The 25620-nt window shown below is 65.6% G+C and carries 28 protein-coding genes; 15 read left to right on the top strand and 13 right to left on the bottom strand.

The annotated features are described in order from the left end of the window. Window position 1 precedes the first annotated feature (1 nt). The 3 genes from kdpA to AABA86_RS00580 are packed head-to-tail and all read right to left on the bottom strand — an operon-like array spanning window position 2 to window position 1923. A complete protein-coding gene (kdpA, locus tag AABA86_RS00570) occupies window positions 2-1705 on the bottom strand; it encodes a potassium-transporting ATPase subunit KdpA (RefSeq protein ID WP_338305398.1) in 1704 nt (567 codons plus the stop codon). Next, a complete protein-coding gene (locus AABA86_RS00575) occupies window positions 1702-1830 on the bottom strand; it encodes a hypothetical protein (RefSeq protein ID WP_256379457.1) in 129 nt (42 codons plus the stop codon). Before AABA86_RS00575 ends, kdpA begins: the two co-directional genes overlap by 4 nt. A 3-nt stretch (window positions 1831-1833) precedes the next feature. After that, complete coding sequence (locus AABA86_RS00580) at window positions 1834-1923, bottom strand: K(+)-transporting ATPase subunit F (RefSeq protein WP_212234662.1); 90 nt, start codon at window positions 1921-1923, stop codon at window positions 1834-1836. A gap of 600 nt (window positions 1924-2523) precedes the next feature. On the opposite strand from AABA86_RS00580, the gene AABA86_RS00585 reads away from it, so the two are divergent. From AABA86_RS00585 to AABA86_RS00615, 7 genes are all read left to right on the top strand, one after another. Continuing rightward, window positions 2524-2985 (top strand): hypothetical protein, encoded by a 462-nt coding sequence (locus AABA86_RS00585; RefSeq protein WP_338305399.1) that lies wholly within the window; start codon window positions 2524-2526, stop codon window positions 2983-2985. A 193-nt stretch (window positions 2986-3178) separates the two neighbouring features. Next, the gene (locus tag AABA86_RS00590) at window positions 3179-3433 is read left to right on the top strand and encodes a hypothetical protein (RefSeq protein ID WP_212248250.1); all 255 of its coding nucleotides are present in this window, start codon (window positions 3179-3181) and stop codon (window positions 3431-3433) included. Window positions 3434-3457: 24 nt separating this feature from the next. Next, a complete protein-coding gene (gene dapA / locus AABA86_RS00595) occupies window positions 3458-4375 on the top strand; it encodes a 4-hydroxy-tetrahydrodipicolinate synthase (RefSeq protein WP_338305400.1) in 918 nt (305 codons plus the stop codon). A 173-nt stretch (window positions 4376-4548) separates the two neighbouring features. Further along, window positions 4549-4740 (top strand): hypothetical protein, encoded by a 192-nt coding sequence (locus AABA86_RS00600; RefSeq protein WP_212248252.1) that lies wholly within the window; start codon window positions 4549-4551, stop codon window positions 4738-4740. A 138-nt stretch (window positions 4741-4878) separates the two neighbouring features. Beyond that, entirely contained in the window at window positions 4879-5007 is a 129-nt protein-coding gene (locus AABA86_RS00605) for a hypothetical protein (RefSeq protein ID WP_283814243.1), read from the top strand. 153 nt (window positions 5008-5160) lie between these two features. After that, a complete protein-coding gene (gene upp, locus AABA86_RS00610; protein WP_212248253.1) occupies window positions 5161-5796 on the top strand; it encodes a uracil phosphoribosyltransferase in 636 nt (211 codons plus the stop codon). 33 nt (window positions 5797-5829) lie between these two features. Continuing rightward, window positions 5830-7401 (top strand): AMP-binding protein, encoded by a 1572-nt coding sequence (locus AABA86_RS00615; protein WP_338305402.1) that lies wholly within the window; start codon window positions 5830-5832, stop codon window positions 7399-7401. A gap of 33 nt (window positions 7402-7434) precedes the next feature. Here AABA86_RS00615 and AABA86_RS00620 read toward each other — a convergent pair whose 3' ends face one another. Next, on the bottom strand, window positions 7435-8601 hold the full coding sequence (locus AABA86_RS00620; RefSeq protein WP_338306128.1) for an acyl-CoA dehydrogenase family protein: 1167 nt from the start codon (window positions 8599-8601) through the stop codon (window positions 7435-7437). A gap of 181 nt (window positions 8602-8782) precedes the next feature. Between AABA86_RS00620 and AABA86_RS00625 the strand changes: the two genes are divergently transcribed. Beyond that, on the top strand, window positions 8783-9286 hold the full coding sequence (locus AABA86_RS00625; protein WP_338305403.1) for a MaoC family dehydratase: 504 nt from the start codon (window positions 8783-8785) through the stop codon (window positions 9284-9286). Next, window positions 9286-10137: an HpcH/HpaI aldolase/citrate lyase family protein gene (locus tag AABA86_RS00630; RefSeq protein WP_338305404.1), complete on the top strand. Its 852-nt coding sequence runs from the start codon at window positions 9286-9288 to the stop codon at window positions 10135-10137. Before AABA86_RS00625 ends, AABA86_RS00630 begins: the two co-directional genes overlap by 1 nt. A gap of 118 nt (window positions 10138-10255) precedes the next feature. Here the strand turns inward: AABA86_RS00630 and AABA86_RS00635 are convergent, their stop codons facing one another. Beyond that, entirely contained in the window at window positions 10256-10636 is a 381-nt protein-coding gene (locus AABA86_RS00635; protein WP_338305405.1) for a hypothetical protein, read from the bottom strand. A gap of 152 nt (window positions 10637-10788) precedes the next feature. Beyond that, window positions 10789-11586: a fumarylacetoacetate hydrolase family protein gene (locus tag AABA86_RS00640; protein ID WP_338305406.1), complete on the bottom strand. Its 798-nt coding sequence runs from the start codon at window positions 11584-11586 to the stop codon at window positions 10789-10791. A gap of 210 nt (window positions 11587-11796) precedes the next feature. Here AABA86_RS00640 and AABA86_RS00645 point away from each other — a divergent pair, with 210 nt between their 5' ends. Beyond that, window positions 11797-12015 carry a hypothetical protein gene (locus AABA86_RS00645; protein ID WP_338305407.1) on the top strand — a complete coding sequence of 73 codons (219 nt, stop codon included), beginning with the start codon at window positions 11797-11799 and terminating at the stop codon, window positions 12013-12015. Then, window positions 12012-12188 carry a hypothetical protein gene (locus AABA86_RS00650; RefSeq protein WP_338305408.1) on the top strand — a complete coding sequence of 59 codons (177 nt, stop codon included), beginning with the start codon at window positions 12012-12014 and terminating at the stop codon, window positions 12186-12188. Before AABA86_RS00645 ends, AABA86_RS00650 begins: the two co-directional genes overlap by 4 nt. 303 nt (window positions 12189-12491) lie before the next feature. Here AABA86_RS00650 and AABA86_RS00655 read toward each other — a convergent pair whose 3' ends face one another. The 3 genes from AABA86_RS00655 to AABA86_RS00665 all read right to left on the bottom strand — a co-directional run bounded on the left by AABA86_RS00655 (window position 12492) and on the right by AABA86_RS00665 (window position 14901). Then, on the bottom strand, window positions 12492-12827 hold the full coding sequence (locus tag AABA86_RS00655; RefSeq protein WP_212248260.1) for a hypothetical protein: 336 nt from the start codon (window positions 12825-12827) through the stop codon (window positions 12492-12494). Between the two features lie 89 nt (window positions 12828-12916). After that, on the bottom strand, window positions 12917-13378 hold the full coding sequence (locus AABA86_RS00660) for an Hsp20 family protein (protein ID WP_338305409.1): 462 nt from the start codon (window positions 13376-13378) through the stop codon (window positions 12917-12919). Window positions 13379-13599: 221 nt separating this feature from the next. Next, on the bottom strand, window positions 13600-14901 hold the full coding sequence (locus tag AABA86_RS00665) for an MFS transporter (RefSeq protein WP_338305410.1): 1302 nt from the start codon (window positions 14899-14901) through the stop codon (window positions 13600-13602). A 503-nt stretch (window positions 14902-15404) separates the two neighbouring features. Between AABA86_RS00665 and AABA86_RS00670 the strand changes: the two genes are divergently transcribed. The 3 genes from AABA86_RS00670 to AABA86_RS00680 are packed head-to-tail and all read left to right on the top strand — an operon-like array spanning window position 15405 to window position 19175. Beyond that, window positions 15405-16619, top strand: a complete 1215-nt coding sequence (locus AABA86_RS00670; protein WP_212248263.1) for an ABC transporter substrate-binding protein — start codon at window positions 15405-15407, stop codon at window positions 16617-16619. A 7-nt stretch (window positions 16620-16626) separates the two neighbouring features. Next, the gene (locus tag AABA86_RS00675; RefSeq protein WP_338305411.1) at window positions 16627-18360 is read left to right on the top strand and encodes an FAD-dependent oxidoreductase; all 1734 of its coding nucleotides are present in this window, start codon (window positions 16627-16629) and stop codon (window positions 18358-18360) included. A 20-nt stretch (window positions 18361-18380) separates the two neighbouring features. Then, window positions 18381-19175 (top strand): IclR family transcriptional regulator, encoded by a 795-nt coding sequence (locus AABA86_RS00680; protein ID WP_338305413.1) that lies wholly within the window; start codon window positions 18381-18383, stop codon window positions 19173-19175. A gap of 5 nt (window positions 19176-19180) precedes the next feature. Here AABA86_RS00680 and AABA86_RS00685 read toward each other — a convergent pair whose 3' ends face one another. From AABA86_RS00685 to AABA86_RS00700, 4 genes are all read right to left on the bottom strand, one after another. Then, entirely contained in the window at window positions 19181-19960 is a 780-nt protein-coding gene (locus tag AABA86_RS00685; protein ID WP_338305414.1) for an SDR family NAD(P)-dependent oxidoreductase, read from the bottom strand. Between the two features lie 37 nt (window positions 19961-19997). Continuing rightward, entirely contained in the window at window positions 19998-20702 is a 705-nt protein-coding gene (locus AABA86_RS00690) for a GntR family transcriptional regulator (protein WP_338305416.1), read from the bottom strand. 63 nt (window positions 20703-20765) lie between these two features. Beyond that, window positions 20766-22031 carry an NAD(P)/FAD-dependent oxidoreductase gene (locus AABA86_RS00695; RefSeq protein ID WP_338305417.1) on the bottom strand — a complete coding sequence of 422 codons (1266 nt, stop codon included), beginning with the start codon at window positions 22029-22031 and terminating at the stop codon, window positions 20766-20768. Window positions 22032-22034: 3 nt separating this feature from the next. Beyond that, on the bottom strand, window positions 22035-23696 hold the full coding sequence (locus AABA86_RS00700; RefSeq protein WP_212248269.1) for a thiamine pyrophosphate-binding protein: 1662 nt from the start codon (window positions 23694-23696) through the stop codon (window positions 22035-22037). Between the two features lie 1223 nt (window positions 23697-24919). On the opposite strand from AABA86_RS00700, the gene AABA86_RS00705 reads away from it, so the two are divergent. After that, complete coding sequence (locus AABA86_RS00705; RefSeq protein WP_338305418.1) at window positions 24920-25609, top strand: aspartate/glutamate racemase family protein; 690 nt, start codon at window positions 24920-24922, stop codon at window positions 25607-25609. Window positions 25610-25620: the final 11 nt, after the last annotated feature.

Consider the following 25620-nt stretch of genomic DNA (forward strand, 5'->3'; position numbering starts at 1 on the left):
ATCAGAAGAGGTTGCCGGCGTTCATCGCCAGATGCTCGACGATCGGGCCGAGCGCGAGTGCCGGGAAGAAGGTCAGGCCGCCGATGATCAGGATCACGCCGACGACGAGGCCGACGAACAGCCCGCCCGTGGTCGGGAAGGTGCCTGCCGACGGCGGGATGGATTTCTTGGCGGCCAGCGAGCCCGCAATCGCCATCGCCGGGACGATCATGAAGAAGCGGCCAACGAACATCGCGCTTGCCAGCGTGAGGTTGTAGAAGAGGGTGTTGCCGGTCAGGCCCGCGAAGGCCGAGCCGTTGTTGCCGGTCGCCGACGTGAAGGCATAGAGCACCTCGGTGAAACCGTGCGGGCCGGCATTCGCCATCGAGGCGACCGCCGCCGGACAGACCACGCCGACCGCGGTCCAGCCGAGATACATCAGCGGCAGCACCAGGATCGCGAGCATCGCCATCTTGACCTCGCGCGCCTCGATCTTCTTGCCGACATATTCCGGCGTGCGGCCGACCATCAGCCCCGCCACGAAGATCGCGAGCACGACGAACAGCAGCATGCCATAGAGGCCGGCGCCGACGCCGCCGATGATGATCTCGCCGAGCTGCATGTTGATCAGCGGGATCATGCCGCCGAGCGCGGTGAAGCTGTCATGCATGGCGTTGACCGCGCCGCACGAAGCGGCCGTGGTGACGACGGCGAACAGCGAGGACGCGACGATGCCGAAGCGAACCTCCTTGCCCTCCATGTTGCCGCCGGTCAGGCCCAGCGCATGCATGGTCGAGGTGCCATTGGCCTCCGCCCAATAGGTGATTGCGACGCCTGCAACGAACAGCACGCCCATCACGGACAGGATCGCCCAGCCCTGGCGCTGGTTGCCGACCATGCGGCCGAACACGTTGGTCATCGCGGCGCCGAGCGCGAAGATCGACAACATCTGCACGAAGTTCGCCAGCGCAGTTGGATTTTCGAACGGGTGCGCCGCATTGGCGTTGAAGAAGCCGCCGCCATTGGTGCCGAGCATCTTGATCGCCACCTGAGAAGCGACCGGGCCGACCGCGATGGTCTGCTTGGCGCCTTCGAGCGTGGTCGCCTCGACATACGGGCCGAGCGTCTGCGGCATGCCCTGCCAGACCAGGAACAGCGTGTAGACGACGCAGATCGGCAGAAGCACGTAGAGCGTGCAGCGGGTGACGTCGACCCAGAAATTGCCGACCGTGCGCATCGAGGCACGCGAGAATCCGCGGATCAGGGCCATGGCCAGCGCGATGCCGGTTGCCGCCGACAGGAAGTTCTGATGGGTCAGCCCGAGCATCTGGACGAGATAGGACAGCGTGCTCTCGCCGCCGTAGTTCTGCCAGTTGGTGTTGGTGATGAAGGAGACCGCGGTGTTGAAGGAAAGATCCTCGGCGACCGCGCCCTGCCCGGCCGGATTAAAGGGCAGCACGGCCTGAAGCCGCATCACGCCGTAGATGATCAGGAAGCCGCCGACATGGAACAGCAGCATGGCAACCGTGTAGGTCAGCCAATGCTGCTCGCGCTTCTCGTCGACACCGGACAACCAGTAGATGCCGGCCTCGATCGGGCGCAGCACCGGCGACAGGAAGGTCCGCTCGCCGCCAAACACGCGCGTCATGTACCAGCCGAGCGGCTTGGCCAGCGCAACAATAATGGTGCAAAACAGAATGATCTGGAGCCAACCGATCACAGTCATGGAATCAACCCTTCAGGCTTGGTGCAATCCTTCAGACTTTTTGCCCGCAACAGCGGCAGGAGCACCGTCAGCAGGCAGGCGACCAGCACGGCGTCCGCCAGCAGCAATTCGACGAGCAGCAGCACGGGTCAGAACCGCTCGGGCCGCAGCAGCGCATAGGTGAGGTAGACCAGCAGACCGAACGAGACGACACCGGCGAGCGCATAATCGAAGATCATGGTTTGCTCCGTCACAGCCGTTCGCAGGCGTAGGTGTAGCCGATCGCGAGGGCGAAGAAGACGAAGCCCAGCGCCAGCATCAGGATGTCCATCATGGCGATACTCCTCATTGCACCATCAGATCCGGCGCAACTTTCTCACGGTGACCCGGCGGCTCGCGCCGGAAATGGAGCGCATTTCCACGGGCGACAGCTCGGATTTTCGACCGTGCTGAAGTGCCACCCCGGACATAGGTTTTCGAGATGAGGGCTATGGCGAAGATATAGGAATCTCATAAAGGCGGGCGCGGGCCGAGATCGGAAGACAACCCCCGTCGTCCCGGACAAGCGCAGCGCAGATCCGGGATCCGTAGCCACAGGGAGAGGTTGGGCGAGGACTCGGAGTGACCTGATTTGCGCCTCAGCTACTGCCTGTGGTTATGGATCCCCGCGTGCGCGGGGATGACAGCGGAGAATGGGGCGATTGCGCCCCTCGCCCACCCACGCGCCACTTATGAAATCCCTATATCTCCCCCCGCTTCCCCATCTCGTTTTCAAATGCGCTCCCGACCATCCTGGCAAGGCCGGCCGACTGACCGACGCCAACTCCAGGAGGCCTGACATGACCGCCGCTCTCCGACGCCTCGATCCACCTTTCCTCAGCCAGCAGCTTCGCGCGGCACCGGCGATGACCCGGCCGCTGATGCTCGACATCATCGCGCACGCCTGCCGGCGTGTCCCCACGCTCGCCGAGGGTAAACGCCCCGCACGCATCATGCGCCTGATCGACGTCGAGGCCTGGGCCGATGCGGCGCTGGCGCTGATCGAGCTCGAGCTGCCGATGTGGCAGGTCCGCCGCATCGCCTATGACGAGGGCGAGTGGCATTGTGCACTGTCGCGCGCGCGTGAGCTGCCGGACTGGCTGGACGCCGCGGTCGAGGCGCGCCATTCCGACCTCGCGCTGGCTCTGCTGTCGGCCCTCGTCGAGGTCCGGGCCACAGACGTGCCGCGGCCGCGCGTTCCTTCCGTTCCCCCCGTGCTGGATCCGCTTTACGCGCCGCTCACCTGCGACAATTTCGGCTAGGGCAGGCTCGCACTGCTCGCGCTACTCCGCGTCGTCAACGACGTGGCCTGTGCGACCGCTCCTTCCCGGCTTTATGACCTTCCTATGAGATCGCCGCGCCTCCGCCCTCGAAATCATATTCGTCACTGAGGATATTGAGCGCGCAGGCAGAGACACGCGTCCCGAGCCGGCATCGTTCAGAAGGAATAGATTCGTGAAATTCGTCGAACCTCCCTCGTGCAGCTCGCCTTCGACCATCGTCTTCATCGGCAGGAACGGCCGGGGACAATGGGTCGCCCAGGAACAGCACGGCCTTTATGGCGGCCTGTTCGTCAGCCGCGCGCAGGCGATCAAATATGCGCTGTTCGAGAACGGGCAGCACCCCGAGACCATTGTCGAGCTGCCGCGCGAAATCGAGCTCGACATGGCAAGTCGCCCCACCCCCGACATCTCGCACCGCGCCGCCTGAGCCGGCGCCTTCCGGCGAAGCACCATGTTCATCCCTCCCGCTGCCTGGTTCACCGGCTTCATTCCGGACCTGCCGACGCCGTTCGATGCGGCCGACGCGGTCGATCTCAAGGCGTTCGCCGCGCTGTGTGAACGGCAGGTTGCGGCCGGCGTTCCAGCCATCGTGGTCTGCGAGACGGCCGGCGAGGCACCGACGCTCTCGCCGGCCGAGCAGGAGCTCGTCATTCGCACCGCGGTCGACGTCGCCCGCGGCCGCGTGCGGATCATCGCGGGCGCGGTCTCCAACGCAACCGGCCACGCCATGGAGCTCGCGCGGCGCGCGGAGGCGGCCGGCGCCGATGCCGTCATGTCGGTCGTGCCCGCCTACAACAAGCCGATGCAGGAGGGGATGCTCGCGCATTTTCGCGCCGTTGCAGGCGCGATCGGATTGCCCGTGATCCTGCACGACGTGCCCTCACGCACGCTGCGGCCGCTGACCGACGAGACGCTCTTGCGTCTGGTCGAGTCCCGCCAATTCGTGGGCCTGCGTGACGGTAGCGGCGACATCACCCGCCCGATGCGCCTCGCCCGGCATCTGCCGGCCGGCTTTCGCTTGCTGTCCGGCGACGACGCCACCGCTTTCGCCTACATCACGGACGGCGGCGATGGCGCGATCTCGGAGATCGCCAACATCGTGCCGGATCTCTGCCGCACGATCTTCTCGCAGGTCAGGCAAGGCCGGCTGCAATCCGCACGCTACCTGCACAAGCGCCTGATTCCCCTCGTCACCTGCCTCTCCAGGGAGAGCCCGGCGGCGCTCAAGAGCGCCCTCGGCATGCTCGGCTTGATGCGGCCGGACACGCGGCTACCGATCGTTCCGCTGGACGCCGCCGGCCAGGCGGAGGTCGCGAAGGCCTTCGCCGCGATCGCAGACGAGGAACTGATCGATGGCGTCGGCGCCTGACGCGACGCTGCCACGGAGCCCGATCGTCTCGGCGGCCGGCGCGACGTCCGGTTTCCTTATGACATTCCTATACGGCGGCCCCGGCACTCATCTCGCAATCCTACGCCGCGATCATCATCCTACGAGACGGATTGGGACGGCTCTCGCCGCACCACGGACAAGGACTTCCGAAAATGTCGATGCTGACACACGGCCTTGAACGGCCTCTCGCCTGGGCGGAGCGCCCGGCGCGTATATCGGCAGCGCGCAAGGCCCGGCTCAAGCGCCTCGCGCTCGGCGCGCTGACCCTGCTCTCGATGGGCAGCGTGCTCACCGCGCTCATTGCGCTGCGGACGGCAATCTATGTCTGGCATCTCCACGCCTGACCCGGGTGCGGCAGACATCATGACCCTGCAGACGAGGTAACGACATGATCGAGCTCAAGATCGTCATCCTGGTCGCATTGATGGGCGCATTGCTGCTGGGCATGCGCATCACCGCGCGCCCGGCCTCGGACGGCTAGCATGCAGCCCTTCAAGGGACATCTCGAGCAGGCGGTCACAATGACCATCCTGACCATGACGCTGAGCCTGATCTGGGGCGCCATCCTGACGCTGGTGATCACGCTTGTCGCACGCGGGCTCGGCGTCTAGCTCCTCCGCTCCAACCGCGAACTGACCATGGCTGCCTATGCCGCGAGCAGCCGGGCCCGCAGCGCGGTGGCGATGCCCGGTTGACGCCGCCCGTCCGGCGGAAAAGCCCCGGCCGATCTGGCGCAATTCTAGGGAAACGTGTAGAGCGGTTTCATGAGCACTGGCAATGTCAACGTCGTCGCCCACCCCCTGGTCCAGCACAAGCTCTCGCTGATGCGGGAGAAGGACCGCTCGACCAAGAGCTTTCGCGAGATCCTGAACGAGATCGGGATGCTGCTCGGCTACGAGGTGACGCGCGACCTGCCGCTGGAGCTGGTCGAGATCGAGACGCCGATCGCGCCGATGCGGGCGCCCAAGATCGCCGGCAAGAAGCTTACGCTGGCGCCGATCCTGCGCGCCGGCGTCGGCTTCCTCGACGGCATGCTGGCGTTGATGCCCTCGGCGCGCATCGCCCATATCGGGCTCTACCGCGACCCCGAGACCTTGCAGGCCGTGGAATATTACTTCAAGGCGCCGCAGGACCTTTCCGACCGCACCGTGATCCTGATGGACCCGATGCTGGCGACCGGCAACTCGGCCTGCGCCGGCGCCTCCCTGCTCAAGGCCCGTGGCGCGCGCGACATCCGCTTCGTCTGCCTTCTGGCCGCGCCCGAGGGCATCGCCCAGTTCCAGAGCGAACATCCTGATGTGCCGATCTGGACCGCCGCGATCGACGAGCGGCTCAACGACCACGGCTACATCGTCCCGGGCCTGGGCGATGCCGGCGACCGGATGTTCGGCACCAAGTAGACAGGTTTGCGCGATCGGGTTACTCCCCTTGCCATGAGTGCCAACGCGTTTTCGCTGCAATCGCTGATCCGGACCGAGGCCGCCGCCGATACCGCCTTCGTATGCGACGGCATGCAGATCTCGCGCGCTGAGTTCTCGGAAAGGATCGAGCAGACCGCGGCCTGGCTTGCGGCGCAAGGCATCGGCAAGGGCGACGTGATCGCTGTCTGGCTGGTCAACCGGATCGAATGGGTCACGCTGCTGTTCGCCGCCGCCCGCCTTGGCGCGATCGTCGCGGCCGTCAATACGCGCTACCGCAGCGCGGAAGTCGCGCATCTGCTTCGTTTGTCCGGCGCCAGGCTGATGGTGGTCGAGGCCGCATTCCGCGCGATCGATTTTGCCGCGATCCTCGCCGACATCGCCAAGGACGAGATTCCCGCGCTGCAACGGCTCGCGGTGATCGGCGCGGATGCGATCCCGGCGCATTGGCCCTGCGTGCGCTTCGATGCGTTCGACAGGTCTTATCCGCCGGCGCCAGCTCAAGATGACGTCGATCTTCCGGTGCTGCTCTACACGACATCGGGCACCACCAAGGGGCCGAAGCTCGTCGCGCATTCGCAGCGGACGCTGGCGGGCCACGCCTTCTCCGTCGCCAAGGCGCTTCGGCTTGATCCGCAGCGTCACGCGCTGCTGGCGATGCTGCCGTTCTGCGGCACCTTCGGCATGACGAGCCTGCTCGGCTTCGTCGCGGCGGGCGCGACCGTCCACGTGCTCGACGCCTTCGAGGCGGTGCCGGCACTGGAGATCCTCAGCACGCAGGGGATCACGCACGCCTTCGGCTCCGACGAGATGTTCCGGCGCATTCTCGCCCTCAGCGATGCGCCGCGCCCATTCCCGCATCTCGAAGTCTGCGGCTTTGCCGCATTCCAGCCCGGCTGGCGCGAACTTGCCGCGGAGGCCGAGGCGCGCGGCCTGCCGCTGTTCGGCCTCTACGGATCGAGCGAGGTGCAGGCCTTGTTCTCGATCGCCTGCGCAAGCGACGCCTTCGCCGATCGCATCGAGGGCGGCGGCTGGCCGATGTCACCTGACGCAAAGGTGCGCGTGCGCGACGCCGAAACCGGCGAGCTTGCGGCTAGCGGCATTTCCGGCGAGATCGAGATCAGTGCGCCGTCACGCTTCCTCGGCTATTTCAACAACCCGGATGCGACGCGCGATGCGATCACCGCGGACGGGTTCTTCCGCACCGGCGACATCGGCCGGCTGCGCGGCGACGGCTCCTTCGTCTACGAGACCCGCGCGGGCGATGCGATGCGGCTCGGCGGCTTCCTCGTCGCGCCCGGCGAGATCGAGGACGAGCTCAAATCGTGCCCGGGCGTTGCCGACGCCCAGGTGGTTGCCGTCGATCTCAAGGGCCAGGCGCGCTGCGTCGCATTCGTGATCCCTGCAAGGGAGCCGCCAATGCAGGAGAGGCTGGTCGCGCGCCTGCGCGAGCGGCTCGCCGGCTACAAGGTGCCGGCGCGAATCTATCTCGTAGACGCCTTCCCCGTCACCGACAGCGCCAACGGCGTCAAGATCCAGCGCGCCAGGCTTCGCGCTATGGCGATGGAGCGCATCGCCGCCGAATAGGCGGGCCTATTTGGTTTGCGCCACAAGGCTCGTTCAGTACGACTTCGCGAGCCCCAGCACCTTCTCCGCGATGAAGCTGAGCGCGAGTTGCGGGCTGACCGGCGCGATGCGCGGGATCAGGACCTCGCGCAAATAGCGCTCGACGTGGAATTCCTTGGCGTAGCCGAAGCCGCCATGGGTCATCACCGCCTGCTCGCAGGCCGAGAAGCCGGCTTCGCCCGCCAGATACTTTGCGGCATTGGCCGCAGCGCCGCACGGCATGCCCTTGTCGTATTGCCAGGCCGCCGACATCACCATCAGCCACGCCGCCTCGAGCTCGACCCAGTTCACCGCGAGCGGATGCTGGATGCCCTGGTTCTTGCCGATCGGCCGGTTGAACACCACGCGCGTCTTGGCATATTCCGTGGCGCGCGCCAGCGCCAGCTTGCCAAGGCCGACCGCCTCCGCCGCGATCAGGATACGCTCGGGGTTCATGCCTTCGAGAATGTACTGAAAACCCTTGCCCTCTTCGCCGATGCGGTCCTCCATCGGAATTTCAAAGTCCTCGAAGAACAGCTCGTTGGAATCGACGATCTTGCGGCCCATCTTCTCGATCTCGTGGACCTTGATCCTGGTGCGGTCGAAATCGGTGTAAAACAGGCTGAGGCCATGGGTCGGCGAGCGCACCTCTTCCAGCGGCGTGGTGCGGGCCAGTAGCAGGATCTTGTGCGCGACCTGCGCGGTCGAGATCCACACCTTCTGGCCGTTGACGATGTAACGGTCGTTCTTGGCGACCGCGCGGGTCTTGAGCTGCGTGGTGTTGAGGCCGGTGTTGGGCTCGGTGACGGCGAAGCAGGCCTTCTCACGGCCCTCCACCATCGGCGGCAGCATGCGCTTGCGCTGCTCTTCGGTGCCGAACACGACCACCGGATTGAGGCCGAACACGTTGATGTGGACCGCGGAAGCACCGGACATGCCGGCGCCGGATTCGGCGATGGTGCGCATCATGATTGCAGCTTCGGTGATGCCGAGCCCCGAGCCGCCATATTCCTCCGGCACGCAGATGCCGAGCCAGCCGGCGTCCGCAAGTGCTTTGTGAAAATCGTGCGGGAAGCCGCCGTCATGGTCCTTCTTCAGCCAGTAGGCATCCGGAAAGCCTTCGCAGATCTTGGCGATGGCGTCGCGAATGGCTTCCTGCTGATCGGTGAGCGCGAAATCCATGGTCTTGATCTCCTTGTCGGGAGCCGCGACCGCGCCATCTCCCGTCTCTTCGCGTTCCCCGCTCAAAGGCCGTGGCCGCTTGCTGCGCGCCCTGACGTATCCTTGCCTGGGTTCTTAGCTCGAAAAACCGCGTACAGATACGTGAATTTGTCTATCAACTGTGTCTACCATGCATAGGGTCATGCGACGTAAAGCTATGAGCGCGCCGTTATTTCGCAGGGAGGAAACCGCGATGGCCGGACTTTATTTCGAAGACTTTTCCGTAGGCCAGGAGTTCAGGCATCCGCTGACCCGGACCGTCACGGAGATGGACAACACCATGTTCAGCCTGCTGACGCTCAATCCACAGCCGCTGCACATCGATGCGCATTTCGCCGAAAAGACCGAGTTCGGCCAGCGCATTTTCAACAGCCTTTACACCCTCGGCATCATGATCGGCATGACGGTCTATGATACGACCATGGGGACCACCGTTGCCAATCTCGGCATGACCGACGTCACGTTTCCAAAACCGGTCTTCCATGGCGACACGTTGCGGGCGACGACAAAGGTGCTCTCGGTGCGGGAATCCAAATCACGGCCCAAGGCCGGCATCGTCGAGTTCGAGCACCATGCCTTGAACCAGAACGACGAGATCGTCGGGAAATGCCGCCGCATGGCGATGATGCACAGGAGGCCGGTCTGATGCGTTCGATGCTGTTCGTGCCGGGCGATTCCCCGCGCAAATTCGAGAAGGCGAGCGAAGGCAAGGCCGACGCGCTGATCATCGACCTCGAGGACTCCGTCGTCACCGAGAAGAAGGCGGAGGCGCGCGGATTGACGCTGGCGATGCTGAAGAGCCGCCCCGGCCCGCACCAGCTCTATGTCCGCGTCAACGCGCTCGACACCGGCATGACGCTGGCCGATCTCGCTGCGGTGTTGCCCGGCAGGCCCGACGGCATCGTGCTGCCGAAATCGCAAGGCGGTGACGACGTCAGGCAGGTCGCAACCTGGCTCGAAGCCTTGGAAGCAGCGGCCGGCATCGTGATCGGCACCACCCGCATCGTCTGCGTGGCGACGGAGACCGCGGCTTCGATCTTCGGGCTCGGCAGCTACAAGGGCTGCTCCCCTCGCCTCGCCGGCCTGATGTGGGGCGCCGAAGATCTTTCGGCCTCGCTCGGCGCCACCGAAAAGGCGTCCGGCGGCGTGTTCCACAGCCCCTATCGCCTCGCGCGCGATCTCTGCCTGATGGCAGCGGCCGCGGCCGAGGTCGCGCCGATCGACACCGTCTATACCGACATCGACAATCTCGCCGGCCTCGAGCAGGAGACCCGCGCCGCGCGGCGCGACGGCTTTTCGGCCAAGGCGCTGATCCATCCCAAGCATGTCGATGTCGTCAACGCGGCGTTCGCGCCGACCGAGGCCGAACGCGCCTGGGCGGAGAAGGTGATCGCGGCGTTTGGCAGCAATCCCAATTCCGGCACGCTGCGGCTCGACGGCCAGATGATCGACAAGCCGCATCTTCGCGCCGCGAAGAAGGTCCTCGGCCAGCCCTAGGGTGGAATGTCTTTAGGTTGAATCGATTGCCGCGGGTCGTTCGCCCCTCCCGCTTGCGGGAGAGGCAGCGCACCTCCGTCGTGGCAGCGATCAGCCCTCATCCCGTCATGCGACGGCCTCAGTCGAATCCCTGAACGGGCGGCGTCGAGCTCTGCGCCGACGCGGCGGGCGGAGGTTGAACCGGCGGAGCCGGATTGCCGGCAGCTCTCATCTGGCCGTTGGCATTCATGGCCTGGCGCGTGCGCGATGGGCCGCTGGTCGCCGCCGCGCGCCGCGGCTGCCGGTGTCCTGCCGACCGCGAACCTCTCACACCCCAGGACCGGGCGATCGAAGGTCCGGCGGTGTAACCGATCAAGGCGCCTGCAACCGCACCGACTGGCCCCAGCACCACCGCCCCCGAGACGGCACCGAGTGCAGCATCCCCGGCGCGCTCCTGCGCAACCGCGCTCACGGGCACACAGGCCAGCATTGCGACAGCAGTGATCAAAGCCTTGGTCATCGGAGCGCCTCCCTCACGGGAAATCACTCGTGCTCAAATATGGCCTCATGAGGTTCGCTTGCCGGCCAACAAAAGGCAATCGACCGGCGGAACCAGCCCGTCGAGCGACGATGGCGACCTGTGTCCCGCCGCGCGGGAAGAAGCGACAGCAGCTACACGATCTTGATCGACATATCAGGCAGGCCCTCGAGCTTGCACAGCAGCACGTCGCCCTTCACGACGGGACCGACATTCTCCGGCGTGCCGGAATAGATGATGTCGCCGGCCTTCAGCTCGAACGCTTCCGACAGCTTTGCGATCTGCTCCGCCACGCTCCAGATCATCTTGCTGAGATCCGAGCTCTGCTTCACCGTGCCGTTGATCGCCAGCGAGATGGCGCCCCTCTCGAAATGGCCGGTCTTGCTCGCGGGGTGAATCGGACCGAGCACCGCGGCGTGGTCGAAACTCTTGCCGATCTCCCAGGGCTTCTTCTCCGCGGCCATGCCGTTCTGGAGGTCCCGCCGGGTCATGTCGAGGCCGAGCGCGTAGCCATAGACGTGGTCGAGCGCCTTATCGGCCGGGATATTGGTGCCGCCCGATTTCAGTGCTGCTACCAGCTCGACCTCGTGATGATAGTTCTTGGTCAGTGACGGATAGGGATGATCGGCGACCTCGCCGACCGCCACGTTCTGGATCGCGTCGGTCGGCTTCTGGAAGAAGAACGGCGGCTCGCGGTTCGGATCCGATCCGCGCTCGATCGCATGCGCCGCATAATTGCGCCCGATGCAATAGATGCGGCGAACCTGAAACACCTGGCTCTCGCCGACGATCGGAATCGTCACCATCGGCACTGCAAAGATCGGCTTCGGTCCAGCCTGCGCTGCGGCTGGCGCGACCTCGGCCATGGAAACCGCGGTGGCAGCCGCTGCGGTTGCGAGCAGATCGCGTCGCGTGGGTGAGGTCCGTTTCATCTCAGGGCTCCCTTCCTTGTCATTGGGCCGCGTCAAGCGCAACCGGTCCGGCTGATAGTCGATCTTCAGCGTGCCAGCAACAGGAACGGCCGAGTTGCGAGCTTCGAACATCTTGACACCCGTTTCGCATTGAATATTTTTCTCGCCGAGAAAGTACTTTCTCACCTTCGAAAATCAAAGGATCCAACGCGACCGTCTGGAGAGACGACGATGCTCGATGAGAATTTGGCCCGCATCCGCGCACACCGCAACAATATTCACCGCTATCGACGGCTACTGAAAACAAAGCTGTCGCAGCTGGAACGCCATTTCATCGAGAGGCGCCTGGCAGAGGAGACGTCGGCGCTTGATGCGCTGACCGCGGCGACCTTCCCTGGCGGCTTCCACCCCTCCGGGATGCCGGCCGAAGCAACGGGGATGGCGCGATGAACCGTCAGCAGGAGGCGCTCATTCGCGGCAGCGAGAAGGTGATCGGCCACTACGAGCGTCTTCTTGCAAGTGCGAAGACCGAGCATGAGCGCGAGCTTTATCGGCAACGCATCGAGCGCGAGCGTCGGCTGATCCGTGACCTGCAAGGCGAGCCGGATTACCGCGCCGCCTGAGCCGGGATCACACGTCATCACGATCGCCGGGACGGACCCGCCGCTTCTCGGGGCGGAACGTCCCCGCGATCAGGTCCTGCGGGTAGCAACAGCCGCCAGGCAAAGCGTGCCCGAGCCCAATGTCGGCACAGCTCTCGCGAATTGTCGGGAGCGCGTTGCCGCGGATGTCATCTGTTGAAGAGCCATATCGTCAGTGGGCAGTTCCGCCACCATTTCTGTCCTGCTGCACCAGGAGGGGAACGGTCCATGCCGCCGCGATCTGGCTGAGCAACACGAGCGCCAGAACCGTTTGCGTAAGCAGCATCACGCGCCTCGTTGCTCTGCGGCGGCCCAGGGCCGCCGCAGCCGCATCGCGAGACCGCCCCCGCGTGGCGGATCGTCGTTGTCATTGTCGCCGTCGAGCCGGCGCAGCGCAGCCAGGATATCGGCGAGCCGGATCCTCTGGCTGATGCCGGGAATCTCGCGCAATGCAGGGCAAGACTCGACTGCATACATGTCGGATGCCCAGGACGACAGGATGATCCGCTTCTCCGGCGTGGAGAGTCCTTCCGCATTCAGGACATCGGCAGGCGAGTCGTAATGGGCAGCAGGATGAAACATCGGGTCGAGCGTGCCAAAATCGGTATTCACGTTGGTCATCGGTGGCCTCCCTCATGCTCCTTTCCAAGGGATGGGTATGTTGATGATCAAGCGGCGGCGCACGGCGCCGCCGCTTCTGGCGAAAGCGTCTAGGCCGCTTTCTTTTGCTCGATCTGCGAAGCCGCAGGCGCGGCGCCCGCGATCGGAATCCGGCGCGGCTTCGCGGCTTCCGGAACCTCGCGGACGAGATCGATGAGCAAGAGCCCGTCCTGGAAGGCGGCCTGCTTCACCTGGACATAGTCGGCGAGGTTGAACACGCGCCGGAACGGCCGCGCGGCGATGCCCTGGTACAGGTATTCCCGCGCGGCGGTCTCGGGCTTCCTGCCCTCGATCGTGAGCGCGTTCTGTTCAGCCGTCACCGTGATGTCGCTGGCGCCGAAGCCCGCCACCGCAAGGCTGATCCGGTAATGGTCCTCGCCCGAGCGTTCGATGTTGTAGGGGGGATAGTTGTCCTCGGTCGCCTGGCGCAGCGTGCTGTCGACGAGATCGGCCAGGTGATCGAAGCCGATGGTGGAGCGCCACAGGGGTGCGAAGTCGAAACTGGTCCTCATAACCAAGTCCTCCTGAGAGCAAGATGGATACGAAGGAACGCAGGACACGGTATCAGACAGGATCCGAACACCGGCCCGGCGCCCGCGCCGGACCCGATCTGGCGTCCGGCACACCGCTCTCGCGGCGAAAAACGACTTAGAAATTCAGGAATAGCTTTCAAGGGGGCCGGTCAGAAAAAATTTTCGGGCCGCCACCCGCCCCCAGGTGCGGGCGCCGGGCGTCAGGATCTCAGCGCGTCCCGCGCCGTCTCCGGCGCCATCAGCGTCGAAGCGATCGTGATGATCGAGAGTGCGATGATGTAGACGGACACGGCCCAGTACGAGCCGGCCCACCCCAGCAGCGCAGCTGCAATCAACGGCGAGAAGCCGCCGCTCAGCGCCGCCGCGACATTGGCCCCAAGCGAGGCTCCGCTGTAGCGCACCTGGGTGCGGAACAGCTCCGGCATGAACGCCGCCTTCGGCCCGAACAGCAGCGCATGCGTCAGCGTCATCGTGACGACGAGCGCCAGCGTGATCAGCGCCGGCTCCCTGCTGTCGAGGAACCAGAACAGCGGAAACGCCAGCGCCACCGAGAACACGCCGCCGGCGAGATACAGCGCCTTGCGGCCGAAAATGTCGGACAGCCAGCCGGCGAGCGGCAACGTCGCGAACTCGACGAGGGCGGCATAGACCACGGCATCCAGGATCACTTGGCGCGGCAGCCCGAGCTTCGTCGTGGCGTAGACCACGGTGAAGACGGTGAGGAGGTAAGCGAGCCCGACCTCCGACACCGTGATGCCGATCGCAAGCAGGAAGCTGCGCCAGTCGCGGCGGAGCACTTCCAGCACCGGCTGCGCCAGCACCTCCTTGCGCTCGACCACCTCCTTGAAGTGCGGCGTCTCCGCAAGCTTGAGCCGCACGATGAAGCCGACACCGACGAGCAGGATGCTGATCAGGAACGGCACGCGCCAGCCCCAGCTCAGGAAATCGGCTTCGGGCAGCTTGGTCATCAGGCCGAAAATGCCGGTCGATGCGGCAACGCCCACGGGAAAGCCGATCTGCACCAGGCTGCCGTAGAAGCCGCGGCGATTGCCGGCGTGCTCGATCACCATGACGACGGCGCCGCTCCATTCGCCCCCTAAGCCGATGCCCTGGACGAAGCGCAGCACGATGAGCAGGATCGGCGCCCACACGCCGATCTGGCTGTAAGTCGGCAGGCAGCCGATCAGAAAGGTGCCGAGCCCCATCGCGATCATGGTCGCGACCAGCATCGTCTTGCGGCCGAGCCGGTCGCCGTAGTGCCCGATGATGGCGCCGCCGATCGGCCGCGCCACGAAACCGACCGCGTAGGTCGAGAACGCCGCCAGCGTGCCGACGAAGGGATCGAAGCTCGGGAAGAACAGCTTGTTGAAGACCAGCGCCGCCGCCGTGCCGTAGATCAGGAAGTCGTACCACTCGATGGCGGTGCCGAGCGCGCTCGCCCACACCACATGCGCCGTCGTCGATTTCTCCGCCGAAGCGGAGACTCCCGTTGCTGCCGTCATGCCCCGCCCCAGAGATTCCGGAGAGCATCATGGCCAATCGCGATGGCGGTTGCAACCTGCGGAGGCATTTGATCGCTCTCGTGCCCCGGACGCTGCGCAGCACCGGAAGCGCGTCTACGCGCGTCTTCGACGCGCTATCGTGATGCGCTGCAGAGCCGGGGCCCACGCTTCCCGGAGCACTCCCGTGCGGCATGGGTCCGGCTCTGCGCAGCAGCGCAAGAGCGCTGCAGCGCGTCCGGGACGCGAGAGTATCTGGCGCGGCTGCTCCCACACCCGTCAGTGCGAGGAGCACTTGCGACGAAGCAATCCAGAATGTCTCCGCGGAGAGATTCTGGATTGCTTCGCTGCGCTCGCAGTGACGATGCCGAGACAGAGGCGCGTCTTCCGCCCCAAAGGAACCCGCCCGCACCCCCATTCGTTATTGACAAACTCATTTGCTTATATCTAATTTACCGCCACAATAACCGGCCCGCCAAGCGGCCCATAAAAAAGAGGGAACGACGATGAGAAGCTTTCTGGCCTGCGCCATGCTCGCGGCCATGACTTCGGCAGCCACGACCACAGCGGCCACTGCACAAGTCTCCGACGACGCGGTGCGGATCGGCGTGCTGACGGATCTGTCGAGCTGGGGTCGCGACAACTCAGGGCCGGGCTCGGTCGAGGCCGCGAAAATGGCGGTGGAGGAATTCGGCCCGACCGTGCTCGGCAAGCCGATCGAGATCATCAGCGCCGACCACCAGATGAAGACCGACGTCGGCGTGCAGATCGTGCGCGGCTGGTTCGACAACGGCAAGGTCGACGCCGTCGTCGACATCCCCAATTCCGGCATCGCCATCGCCGTCCACAACATGGTGCGCGAGCGGGGCAAGGTCGCGCTGCTCTCCGGTCCCGGCGCAAGCTCGCTGACCGACGAGCTGTGCAGCCCGAACACCGTGCACTTCACCTACGACACCTACGCGCTGTCGAAGGTGACCGCCTCCGCCGTGATCAAGGAGGGCGGAAAGTCCTGGTACTTCATCACCGCCGACTATGCCTTCGGCCAGCAGCTGGAGAAGGACGCAACGCGCTTCGTCAACGAGATGGGCGGAAAGGTCCTGGGCGGGGTGAAGCATCCGACCAACACGGCGGACTTCTCCTCCTTCGCGCTCCAGGCGCAAAGCTCGAAATCCGACGTCGTCGCCTTCGCCAATGCCGGCCAGGACACCGACAACGCGATCAAGCAGTCCGGCGAGTTCGGCCTCGTCCAGGGCGGCCAGAAGCTGGTCGGCCTCCTGATGTTCGACACCGACGTGCACGCGATCGGCCTCAAGGCCGCGCAGGGCACCTACATGACCACGGCCTCGTACTGGGCCATGGACGAGGCGACGCGCGCCTGGTCCAAGAAGTTCTACGAGCGCACCAAGGTGATGCCGACCATGATCCAGACCGGCGTCTACGGCTCGGTGCTGCATTATCTCAAGGCCATCAAGGCGGCCGGCACCGACGATTCCGCCAAGGTGATGGCCAGGATGCGCGAGCTGCCGATCGAGGATACATTCGTCCATGGCGGCAAGTTGCGCGAGGACGGCCGCGTCATCCGCGACATGTATCTCGCCAAGGTGAAGACGCCCGAACAGTCGAAAGAGCCGTGGGATTATCTGGACATCGTCAAGACCGTGAAGGGCGAAGACGCCTTCCGCCCGGTCTCCGAATCCAAATGTCCGCTCCTGAAGAAGTGAGGCTGAGATGACCGGCAGCGAGCATAGCGCAATTGAGACTTACGAGTGCGATGTGCTCGTGGCCGGATCAGGCTGCTCCGGCATGTCGGCCGCGATCACAGCGCGCCATCGCGGCCTGAATGTCCTCATCGTCGAGAAGGAGCCGCGCTTCGGCGGCACCACCGCCCGCTCCGGCGGCTGGCTCTGGATTCCCGGCACCTCGCTGGCGAAGGCCTATGGCATCGCCGAGGCGCCGGAGCAGGCCCGCACCTATTTGCGGCACGAGGCCGGCAACAATTACGACGCCGCGCGCGTCGATGCATTCCTGAGCGCTGGCCCTGAAGCCGTCGATTTCTTCACCACCAAGACCGCGCTCCGCTTCGACATGCCGCTGGTGTTTCCCGACTATCACGCCGAGGCACCCGGCGGCGCGCAAGGCGGCCGCTCCATGGTGACGCGTCCGTTCGACGGCCGCGAGCTCGGCGACCTCATCAAGACACTCGGCATGCCGCTGCCGGAGCTCACCGTGTTCGGCATGATGCTCGGCTCAGGCAAGGAGATCATCCATTTCATGCGGGTGACGAAATCGCTGACCTCGGCGGTTTACGTCGCAAAACGTCTGTCGCGCCACCTGATGGACGTGCTGCGCTACGGCCGCGGCATGACGCTGACAAATGGCAATGCGCTGGCGGGGCGGCTGGCAAAATCCGCACAGGATCTGAAGATTCCGATGTGGCTGTCCGCGCCCGTGCGCGAGCTGACGGTCGAGAACGGCGCGGTCACCGGCGCCATCGTTTCGCGTGAGGGACGCAACGTGCGCGTTCGTGCAAGGCAAGGCGTGGTGCTGGCCTGCGGCGGTTTTCCACATGATGTCGAGCGGCGCAGAAAAATGTTTCCGCACGCGCCGACCGGCAACGAGCATTTCTCGCCGGGCCCCACCGGCAACACCGGCGATGGACTGCGTCTCGCAGAATCCGCCGGCGGGCATATCGAGGATCGCCTGCCGAACGCGGCGGCCTGGGTGCCGGTGTCGCTGACCACGCGCAAGGACGGCTCGAAGGGCGTGATGCCGCATTTCATCGACCGCGCCAAGCCGGGCGTGATTGCGGTGATGCGGGACGGCAAGCGCTTTGCCAATGAAGGCAATTCCTATCACGACTTCGTCCAGGCCATGGTGAAGGCGGCCAAGCCTGGCGAGGAGATCGCCGCCTATCTCGTCTGCGATCATAAGACGCTGCGCAAATACGGCCTCGGCTGCGTGCCGCCCTTCCCGATGCCGCTAGGTCATCACCTCGATACCGGCTATCTCATGCGTGGCGACACGCTGGAGGCGCTCGCGGCGAAGGCCGGCATCGACGCCACGGCGTTTGCCGAGACCGTGGCGCAGTTCAATGCGACGGCGCCGCAAGGCTATGACGCCGCCTTCGGCAAGGGCTCGAAGGCGTATAACCGCTACCAGGGCGATGCGATGCACGGCCCGAACCCCTGCGTCGCGCCGATCGAGACCGGGCCATTCTATGCCATCAAGATGGTGATCGGCGATCTCGGCACCTATGCCGGCATCGTCACCGACGCGAACGCCCGCGCGCTCGACGCCGAGGGCCGCGTCATCCCCGGCCTCTATGCCGCCGGCAACGACATGGCGAGCATCATGGGCGGCAACTATCCCGGCGCCGGCATCACGCTTGGGCCGGCGCTGACCTTCGGCTACATTGCCGGGCGACACCTCGCCGACAGCGCCGCCAAGCGCGACGCGGCGTAAGCCAAGCGCATCGGAGGCGCATGAAGAGAGAAAGCCGCGGCATCCAGTCGATCGAGGTCGGCGGAGAATTGCTCCGTGCGCTCGCAAGGTGCGGCGAGCCGATGATGCTGCGCGATCTCGCGCGCGAGGCGGGCATGTCGCCGGCCAAGGCGCACCCTTATCTCGCCAGCTTCTCCCGTATCGGGCTGATCGAGCAGGACGAGACCACCGGCCGCTATGAGATCGGCGCGCTGGCGCTGGAGCTCGGCCTCATCAGCCTGCGCCGGCTCTCCGGCGTGCACATCGCAAGGCCCAAGATCGCCGCGCTCGCGAGCCAGATCGGCCACGCGGTCTCGCTCGCGGTCTGGGGCACGCATGGCCCGACCGTGGTCCAGCTCGAGGAGCCGGCCCAGCCGGTCCACATCGTGATGCGCGTGGGCTCGGTGATGGCCCTGCTGGAGACGGCCACAGGCCGCGCCTTCGCGGCGTTCCTGCCGGAGAAGACCATCAACGCCGCGCTGGAGAGCGGGCTCGATCGTCACGGCGTCGGCTACAATCCGAAGCGCACCGTGAAGGGCCCGAAGGTCGCCGAGATGCTCACCGAGGTCCGCAAGCACGGCCTCGCCCGCGCGCTCGGCGATCCCCTGCCCGGCGTCAACGCGTTCTCGGCGCCGGTGTTCGATCATTCCGGCCATGTCGCGCTGGTCATCACCGCGATGGGGCCGGAAGGCACGTTCGATGCACGCTGGGACAGCCCGATCGCGCACGCGCTGCGGGATTGCGCCGGCGGTATCTCGAAGCGGCTAGGCTACGGGATGACGGTTGCGGCGGAGTGAGAGTCCTACTTCTCCTTCACCGGCACCGTGTAATTCAAAATCAGCCGGCCGCCATCTGGATAGATGGTCTGCCCGGTGATGTAGGACGCATCGTCGCTGGCGAGAAACGCCACGACCGACGCGACCTCGCTCGGCTCGCCGCCGCGGCCGGCTGGCGTGCGGGACATCACGGTCTTGCGGGCGTCCTCCGAGGTGTAGATGGACGATGCCACCATGTCGGTCAAAATCGTGCCCGGCCCGACCGCGACGACGCGGATGTTGTGCGGGGCGAGCGCGACGGCGGCGACCGAGGTCAGCTGCTTCATGCCACCCTTGGACATCGCGTAGGTTGCCAGCGCCGGGATCGCCAACAGCGCGTTCACCGAGGACATGTTGATGATGACACCGCCGCCGCCTTGCGCGATCATCTGCTTGGCGGCGGCCTGCACGCCGAAGAACGCGCCCTTCAAATTGATGCCGATGATCTCGTCGAATTCCTCCTCGGAGATCTCCAGGATGTCCCGGTTGCGGGCGACGCCCGCATTGTTGACCATGATGTCGAGCCGGCCGAATTCCTTCACGGCGGTGGCGACGAGCTGATCCACATCCGCGCGCTTGGCGACATTGCCGACGACGGTGCGCAAGGCATCGGGACGCGCGAGCTCGGCGGCCGTCGCGGCGAGGCCATCGGCATCGACGTCCGAGATCACGACCTTGACGCCGTCGTCCAAAAATCTCTTCGCGCAGGCCTTGCCGATGCCGCGCGCCGCGCCGGTGATGGCGGCGACCTTATCCTTGAGCTTCATGTGAGCGCCTCCTGAAAGCCGAACGCCGTGTCAGGCGTCAATTCGCCGCCGACCGCGTCGTCGCCGGCATGTAAATCTGCGCGTAGCCTTCCTTGATCGCGGCGGTGATGCGGTCGAGGCGGCGGTCGATGTGCCTCTCCAGCACTGAAACGCAAGTCCCCTCGTCGCGCGCCTTGAGGCCTTCGACCACGGCGCGATGCTCGCCTTGCGTGCTGGAGCGGTTGACGCGGTCCATGTCGATCCAGCGCACGAAGCGGATGCGGGCGTTGACGTTGCGCAGCACGCGCAGCATCTCGGCATTATCAGACATCGCCATCAGCCGCTCGTGAAAGGTCTCGTCGAGCTCGACCTGCTCCAGCGAGGAGCGCTCGCCGGGATCGGGGCCGGTGGCTTCGAGGAACTTCAGCAGCGCGTCGATATCTTCATCCCGCGCGCGCTTGATGGCGAGGCGGATCGAGGCGACCTCGATCGACTTGCGCAGCTCGTAGAGATCGAAGATCTCGCGCGCGTCGAGCTCGCGGCAGAAGAAACCCTTGCCCGGCGCGAAGCGCAGGAAACCCTCGGTGTTGAGACGGTTGAGCGCCTCGCGCAGCGGCGTACGGCTGACGCCGAGGCGTTTGGCCAGCTCGCCTTCGTTGAGCCGTTCGCCCGGCTTGAACGCGTAGCTCACGGCCATCGCCTTGAGCTGGTCATAGACACGATCGACGATGCTGTCGGAAGCCAGTTCCACGTTGCTCTTCATCAGCTGCATTGATGCCCGGACACAGCTCAATATACCGGGGCTGCGTGGACGAAGGCAACGACCTCAGAGGAAACGTTCGGGCGCGAACGGCGCCAGCGGAATTTCAGGCTGCTTGCCGCTGAGGAGCTGGGCGACGAGCCGGCCGGTACGGGCCGAGCCGACCAGGCCGACATGGCCGTGGCCGAAGGCATAGACGATGTCGCGCGAGGCGCGCGCATGGCCGATGCAGGGACGCCCGTCGGGCATGCTCGGCCGATGGCCGAACCAGGTCTTGATGCGCGAGGCCGGAATGTCCTTCGGCAGTTTTGGAAACATGCTGACAAGGTGGTCGCGCAAAATCTCGGCGCGCCTCCAGTTCGGCGCGGCTTCAAGGCCGGCGATCTCGACGGTGCCGGCGGCGCGCAGGCCCCTGTTAGTCCAGTTCACCACCATCTTGGCATCCGACGCCATCATCGAGCTGCGCGGACCTGATTCCGGGTTCTCGATCATGACGTGGTAGCCGCGCTCGGTCTCGAGCGGCAAGGGATCGCCGACCGATGCGGTGAGCTGCTTCGATCGCGCGCCGGCGGCGATCACCGCGGCATCACAGGCGATCTCGCCGGTCTCGGTGAGAACGGCCACGAGCTTGTCGCCATTCAACCTCAAGCCGGTGGCCTTGGCCCGCACATGCTCGGCGCCACTCGCGATCGCATGATTGGCGAGGGCTGCAACATAAGCGCCGGGATCGCGGCAGCGGCCGGCCTCCTCCACCACCACGCCAAAGGTGTAGCGCGGATGCAGATCGGGCTCGCGCTGGCGCATCTCGTCGGCATTGAGCTCCAGCCATTCGACGCCGACCTTCTTGCGCAGGCGCCAGCCGAGATCATTGTCGAAATTGCCGCGCGACGGAAACACGTGCATCACGCCATTGCGCTCGATCAGTTCAGGCACGCCCGCTTCTTCCGCGAGCTGCCGGTGCAGCAGCGGCGCGTCCTTCAACAGGTCGCGCAGCGCAAACGCCGTTGTCTCGACCCGCGCCTCGGTCCAGCCCGAGAGCAGATATTTGATCAGCCAGGGCAGCGCCTTCGGCAAATAGGACCAGCGGATCGCGAGCGGCCCGAGCGGGTCCATCAGATAACCCGGCACCTTCTTCCAGATGCCTGGCTCGGCCGGCGGGATCACCGAATGCGAGGAGAGCCAGCCGGCATTGCCGTAGCTCGCCGCCTGTTCGCCGCCGGGCTCGCCCGGATCGATCAGCGTGACGCGATGGCCCTCGCGCAGCGCTTCGATGGCGCTGATCACGCCGACCGCGCCGGCCCCGATGATGGCGACGTGGCGGCGCCCAGACATCGCTTACGCCTTCACCGCGGGCGCAAAGTCCTTGCCGACCGAAATCGCCCTGGAATCGATGATGCAGTGGAGGATCGACGGCTTGCCGGAGGCGAGCGCGCGCTCGAACGCCGGCGCGAATTCTTCGGTGCGCTCGACGCGCTCGCCATGGCCGCCGAACGCTTTTGCGTACATCGCAAAGTCAGGGTTCTTGAGCTGGGTGCCGACGACGCGGCCGGGATAGTCGCGCTCCTGGTGCATGCGGATGGTGCCGTATTGCGAATTGTCGACCACGATCACGACCAGCGGCGCGTCATACTGCACGGCGGTTGCGAACTCCTGACCGTTCATCAGGAAGCAGCCGTCACCGGCAAAGGCGACGACGGTGCGATCCGGATATTGCCGCTTGGCGAGAACCGCCGCCGGCACGCCGTAGCCCATCGAGCCCGAGGTCGGCGCCAGCTGCGAGGCAAAGCTGTGGAAGCGGTGATGACGATGGATCCAGCCGGCATAATTGCCGGCGCCGTTGCAGACGATGGCGTCCTTCGGCAGGCGGTCGCGCAGCCAGGTCATGACCTGCCCGTACTGGAACGTGCCCGGCAGCTCGCGCGCCTTCTCGGTCCAGGCGAGATAATCGGCGTGCGCCTTGGCCGCTTCGCCCTTCCAGGCCACCGCGCCTGAAGGCTTCAGCGTCTCGACGGCGGCGGCAAACGCCGCGGGCGTCGCCTGGATCGCGAGCGCCGGCTGATAGACGCGGCCGAGCTCTTCGGAGCCCGGATGCACGTGGATCAGCTTCTGCTGCGGGTTCGGAATGTCGAGCAGCGTGTAGGACGAGGACGGCATCTCCGACATGCGGCCGCCGACGAGAAGAAGGACATCGGCGTTATCGATGCGCGCCTTCAGCCCCGGGCTCGGCCCGATGCCGAGATCGCCGGCATAATGCGAATGGTCGGCGTCGATCAGCGAGGCCCGGCGGAACGAGGTTGCGACCGGCAGGTCGAAGCGCTCGGCAAACCGCGCGATGCTCTTGGTCGCCTCATCCGTCCAGCGCGAGCCGCCGAGGATGACCAGCGGCGCCTTGGCGCCGGTGAGCATGGCGCCGAGCTTTTCAATGTCGGCCGGCGCGGGCCAGCTCACGGCAGGCTCGATGCGCATGGCATCCGCAACGGCGGCGGTCTCGGTCAGCATGTTCTCCGGCAGCGAGATCACGACGGGACCGGGACGGCCCTGCATGGCGACGCGGAAGGCGCGCGCCACCAGCTCCGGAATGCGATCGGGACGATCGATCTCGACCGCCCATTTCGCCATGGTGCCGAACACCGCCTTGTAATCGAGCTCCTGGAACGCCTCGCGCTCGCGCATGCCGGTGTCGACCTGGCCGACGAACAGGATCATCGGCGTCGAATCCTGCATCGCGATGTGGACGCCGTGGCTGGCATTGGTCGCGCCGGGGCCGCGGGTGACGAAGCAGATGCCGGGCCGGCCCGTGAGCTTGCCGTAGGCCTCCGCCATCATCGCCGCGCCGCCCTCGGCGCGGCAGATCATGACGTCGATCGGGCTGTCATGCAGCGCATCGAGCGCGGCCAGATAGCTCTCGCCCGGCACGCAGGTGACGCGCTCGACGCCTTGGGCGACGAGCTGATCGATCAGGATCTGGCCCCCGGTGCGGCTGTTGCGGATGGTCATGACGACTCCTCAAGGCTTTGGCGATGCGTACTTATTCGGAGACTGCGTAGGACAGGCCGGGTGGGCACGCAAGATCGAAAGGGTTCTCCTAGCCTGCGCAGACGTCATGCCCGTCGGTGCCGTTTGCACGACCGCCCATTCGTCGGGCTTGATGGAAGGATGGCGGTCGACATATCGCCGCCTGCGTGTCCCGGACGCGCCGCAACGCGCATAGCGCGTCGAAGACGCGCGTGAACGCGCTTATGGCGTTGCGGCGCAGAGCCGGGACCCAGAGCCGGCACAGCACGCCGAGAGATGGGCCCCGGCTCTGCAGGGCACCACCCCGGACGATGCTGCACATCGTCCGGGCCGCTGCACTGCGTCCGGGGCACGAGAGCTGCGAGTGCCGTGGGATGGGCAAAGGCGCACCGCACGCTTGCGCTTTGCCCACCCTACGATGCTGGTTTGTGACGCGCGGACATGCTTCTCCTCCTCGCGGCGTTTCCGCCCGAGTTTTGCTCTCCATCGCGCCCTCTAACAGAAAGGGCGCAGGGAAGGCCGGGTGCCGGCTGGCACCCGCAAGACCCCCGTGCGAACACATTGCACACGCAATGCACGAGGGAGACACAGGGCAGCCGATCATCCGGCCTTCCCTGCGCGATGTTTGACGGCGTATGGCGCGCTCTCCCCGGAGACGAGTTCCTGCTTGCCTCCGTCACCTCGCGGATTGACGATGCGCTTCGCCCGGTCGGGCTTGGCGCACCTCCGCAAGGCTTGGCTGTAGCAACGACAGCCAGGACCACGCGATTTGGCCGTACGCATCAGCGCCGCTCGTCCGCACGCCGCCGGGACCTCACGGGGTTCGCCCGCCCTGCTCCCGCTTCTCGTGCACGACGCTGCCGCGTCCACCGCTCCCCGATCCGCGGCTCGTGACGACGTACGACCGCCCCTTTCGCCGGATCAGGATGGGCGACACATACGCCGAAACCGAATTTCGGTAAAGTGGAATATTTTCGCGACGGTGGGTTGACAGAAGGCGACACAGCCACGATGGCGTAGCCCGGATGGAGCGTCAGCGTAATCCAGGACGGTAAGAGATGCCGGGCGAGCGGCCCCGGATTGCGCTTCGCTCCATCCGGGCTACGAAGGCTCCGCCCACCAAGCCGCCGCGATCAAGCGATGGCTACCGGGCTTCGGCGTCTTCGTTTACGATCCGGCTGAACCAAATTGTCGAGGACACCGGAATGCAAACCATCGGCCTGATCGGGGGCATGAGCTGGGAGAGCACGGCGCTCTACTACAAGCTGATCAATGAGCGGGTCCGGGGTCGCATGGGCAAGCTGCATTCCGCCCCGCTGTTGCTGTATTCCTACGATTTCGAGGCGATCAAGCAGATGCAGTACGCCGGCCGCTGGGCGGAGGCAGCGGCGAGCCTCGCGGAGGTCGCGCGGCGTCTCGAAGGCGCCGGCGCGCGCGCGATCGTGTTGTGCACGAACACGATGCACAAGCTGGCGCCCGACATCATCTCCGGCGTGAGCGTTCCGTTCATCCACATTGGCGACGCGACCGCGCAACGGATCCGGGCGAAGGGATACCGTCGGGTCGGCCTCCTCGGCACCAAGTTCACGATGGAGGAGGACTTCTACATCGACCGGCTGCGCGCGCATGATCTCGACGTGCTGGTTCCTCCCGCCGACGCACGCGCCGACGTGAACCGCATCATCTACGACGAGCTGTGCCTGGGGACCGTCACCGCGCCCTCCCGCCGCCGCTACCAGGACGTGATGGCGGCGCTGGTCGCCGCCGGCGCGGAGTGCATCATCCTCGGCTGCACCGAGATCACGATGCTGGTCGGCCCTGATGACACAACGGTGGAGACGTTCGACACCACGGCCATTCACGCCGAGACGGCGGCCGATTTCGCCATGGGTTGATCGCGACGGCG

It is taken from the genome of Bradyrhizobium sp. TM233, assembly GCF_036247965.1.
Classification (GTDB): Bacteria; Pseudomonadota; Alphaproteobacteria; order Rhizobiales; family Xanthobacteraceae; genus Bradyrhizobium; species Bradyrhizobium ottawaense.

What these genes read in the sequence shown, in the direction of transcription:
- AABA86_RS00660 (WP_338305409.1), bottom strand. Translation starts at nt 13,378, where the DNA reads ATGAGGACCAGTTTCGACTTCGCACCCCTGTGGCGCTCCACCATCGGC.
- kdpA (WP_338305398.1), bottom strand. Translation starts at nt 1,705, where the DNA reads ATGACTGTGATCGGTTGGCTCCAGATCATTCTGTTTTGCACCATTATT.
- AABA86_RS00585 (WP_338305399.1), top strand. Translation starts at nt 2,524, where the DNA reads ATGACCGCCGCTCTCCGACGCCTCGATCCACCTTTCCTCAGCCAGCAG.
- AABA86_RS00670 (WP_212248263.1), top strand. Translation starts at nt 15,405, where the DNA reads ATGAGAAGCTTTCTGGCCTGCGCCATGCTCGCGGCCATGACTTCGGCA.
- AABA86_RS00645 (WP_338305407.1), top strand. Translation starts at nt 11,797, where the DNA reads ATGCTCGATGAGAATTTGGCCCGCATCCGCGCACACCGCAACAATATT.
- AABA86_RS00650 (WP_338305408.1), top strand. Translation starts at nt 12,012, where the DNA reads ATGAACCGTCAGCAGGAGGCGCTCATTCGCGGCAGCGAGAAGGTGATC.
- AABA86_RS00580 (WP_212234662.1), bottom strand. Translation starts at nt 1,923, where the DNA reads ATGATCTTCGATTATGCGCTCGCCGGTGTCGTCTCGTTCGGTCTGCTG.
- AABA86_RS00615 (WP_338305402.1), top strand. Translation starts at nt 5,830, where the DNA reads ATGAGTGCCAACGCGTTTTCGCTGCAATCGCTGATCCGGACCGAGGCC.
- upp (WP_212248253.1), top strand. Translation starts at nt 5,161, where the DNA reads ATGAGCACTGGCAATGTCAACGTCGTCGCCCACCCCCTGGTCCAGCAC.
- AABA86_RS00700 (WP_212248269.1), bottom strand. Translation starts at nt 23,696, where the DNA reads ATGACCATCCGCAACAGCCGCACCGGGGGCCAGATCCTGATCGATCAG.
- AABA86_RS00635 (WP_338305405.1), bottom strand. Translation starts at nt 10,636, where the DNA reads ATGACCAAGGCTTTGATCACTGCTGTCGCAATGCTGGCCTGTGTGCCC.
- AABA86_RS00600 (WP_212248252.1), top strand. Translation starts at nt 4,549, where the DNA reads ATGTCGATGCTGACACACGGCCTTGAACGGCCTCTCGCCTGGGCGGAG.
- AABA86_RS00620 (WP_338306128.1), bottom strand. Translation starts at nt 8,601, where the DNA reads ATGGATTTCGCGCTCACCGATCAGCAGGAAGCCATTCGCGACGCCATC.
- AABA86_RS00685 (WP_338305414.1), bottom strand. Translation starts at nt 19,960, where the DNA reads ATGAAGCTCAAGGATAAGGTCGCCGCCATCACCGGCGCGGCGCGCGGC.
- AABA86_RS00675 (WP_338305411.1), top strand. Translation starts at nt 16,627, where the DNA reads ATGACCGGCAGCGAGCATAGCGCAATTGAGACTTACGAGTGCGATGTG.
- AABA86_RS00690 (WP_338305416.1), bottom strand. Translation starts at nt 20,702, where the DNA reads ATGAAGAGCAACGTGGAACTGGCTTCCGACAGCATCGTCGATCGTGTC.
- AABA86_RS00605 (WP_283814243.1), top strand. Translation starts at nt 4,879, where the DNA reads ATGCAGCCCTTCAAGGGACATCTCGAGCAGGCGGTCACAATGACCATC.
- AABA86_RS00655 (WP_212248260.1), bottom strand. Translation starts at nt 12,827, where the DNA reads ATGACCAACGTGAATACCGATTTTGGCACGCTCGACCCGATGTTTCAT.
- AABA86_RS00680 (WP_338305413.1), top strand. Translation starts at nt 18,381, where the DNA reads ATGAAGAGAGAAAGCCGCGGCATCCAGTCGATCGAGGTCGGCGGAGAA.
- AABA86_RS00705 (WP_338305418.1), top strand. Translation starts at nt 24,920, where the DNA reads ATGCAAACCATCGGCCTGATCGGGGGCATGAGCTGGGAGAGCACGGCG.
- AABA86_RS00625 (WP_338305403.1), top strand. Translation starts at nt 8,783, where the DNA reads ATGCGACGTAAAGCTATGAGCGCGCCGTTATTTCGCAGGGAGGAAACC.
- AABA86_RS00630 (WP_338305404.1), top strand. Translation starts at nt 9,286, where the DNA reads ATGCGTTCGATGCTGTTCGTGCCGGGCGATTCCCCGCGCAAATTCGAG.
- AABA86_RS00665 (WP_338305410.1), bottom strand. Translation starts at nt 14,901, where the DNA reads ATGACGGCAGCAACGGGAGTCTCCGCTTCGGCGGAGAAATCGACGACG.
- dapA (WP_338305400.1), top strand. Translation starts at nt 3,458, where the DNA reads ATGTTCATCCCTCCCGCTGCCTGGTTCACCGGCTTCATTCCGGACCTG.
- AABA86_RS00640 (WP_338305406.1), bottom strand. Translation starts at nt 11,586, where the DNA reads ATGAAACGGACCTCACCCACGCGACGCGATCTGCTCGCAACCGCAGCG.
- AABA86_RS00695 (WP_338305417.1), bottom strand. Translation starts at nt 22,031, where the DNA reads ATGTCTGGGCGCCGCCACGTCGCCATCATCGGGGCCGGCGCGGTCGGC.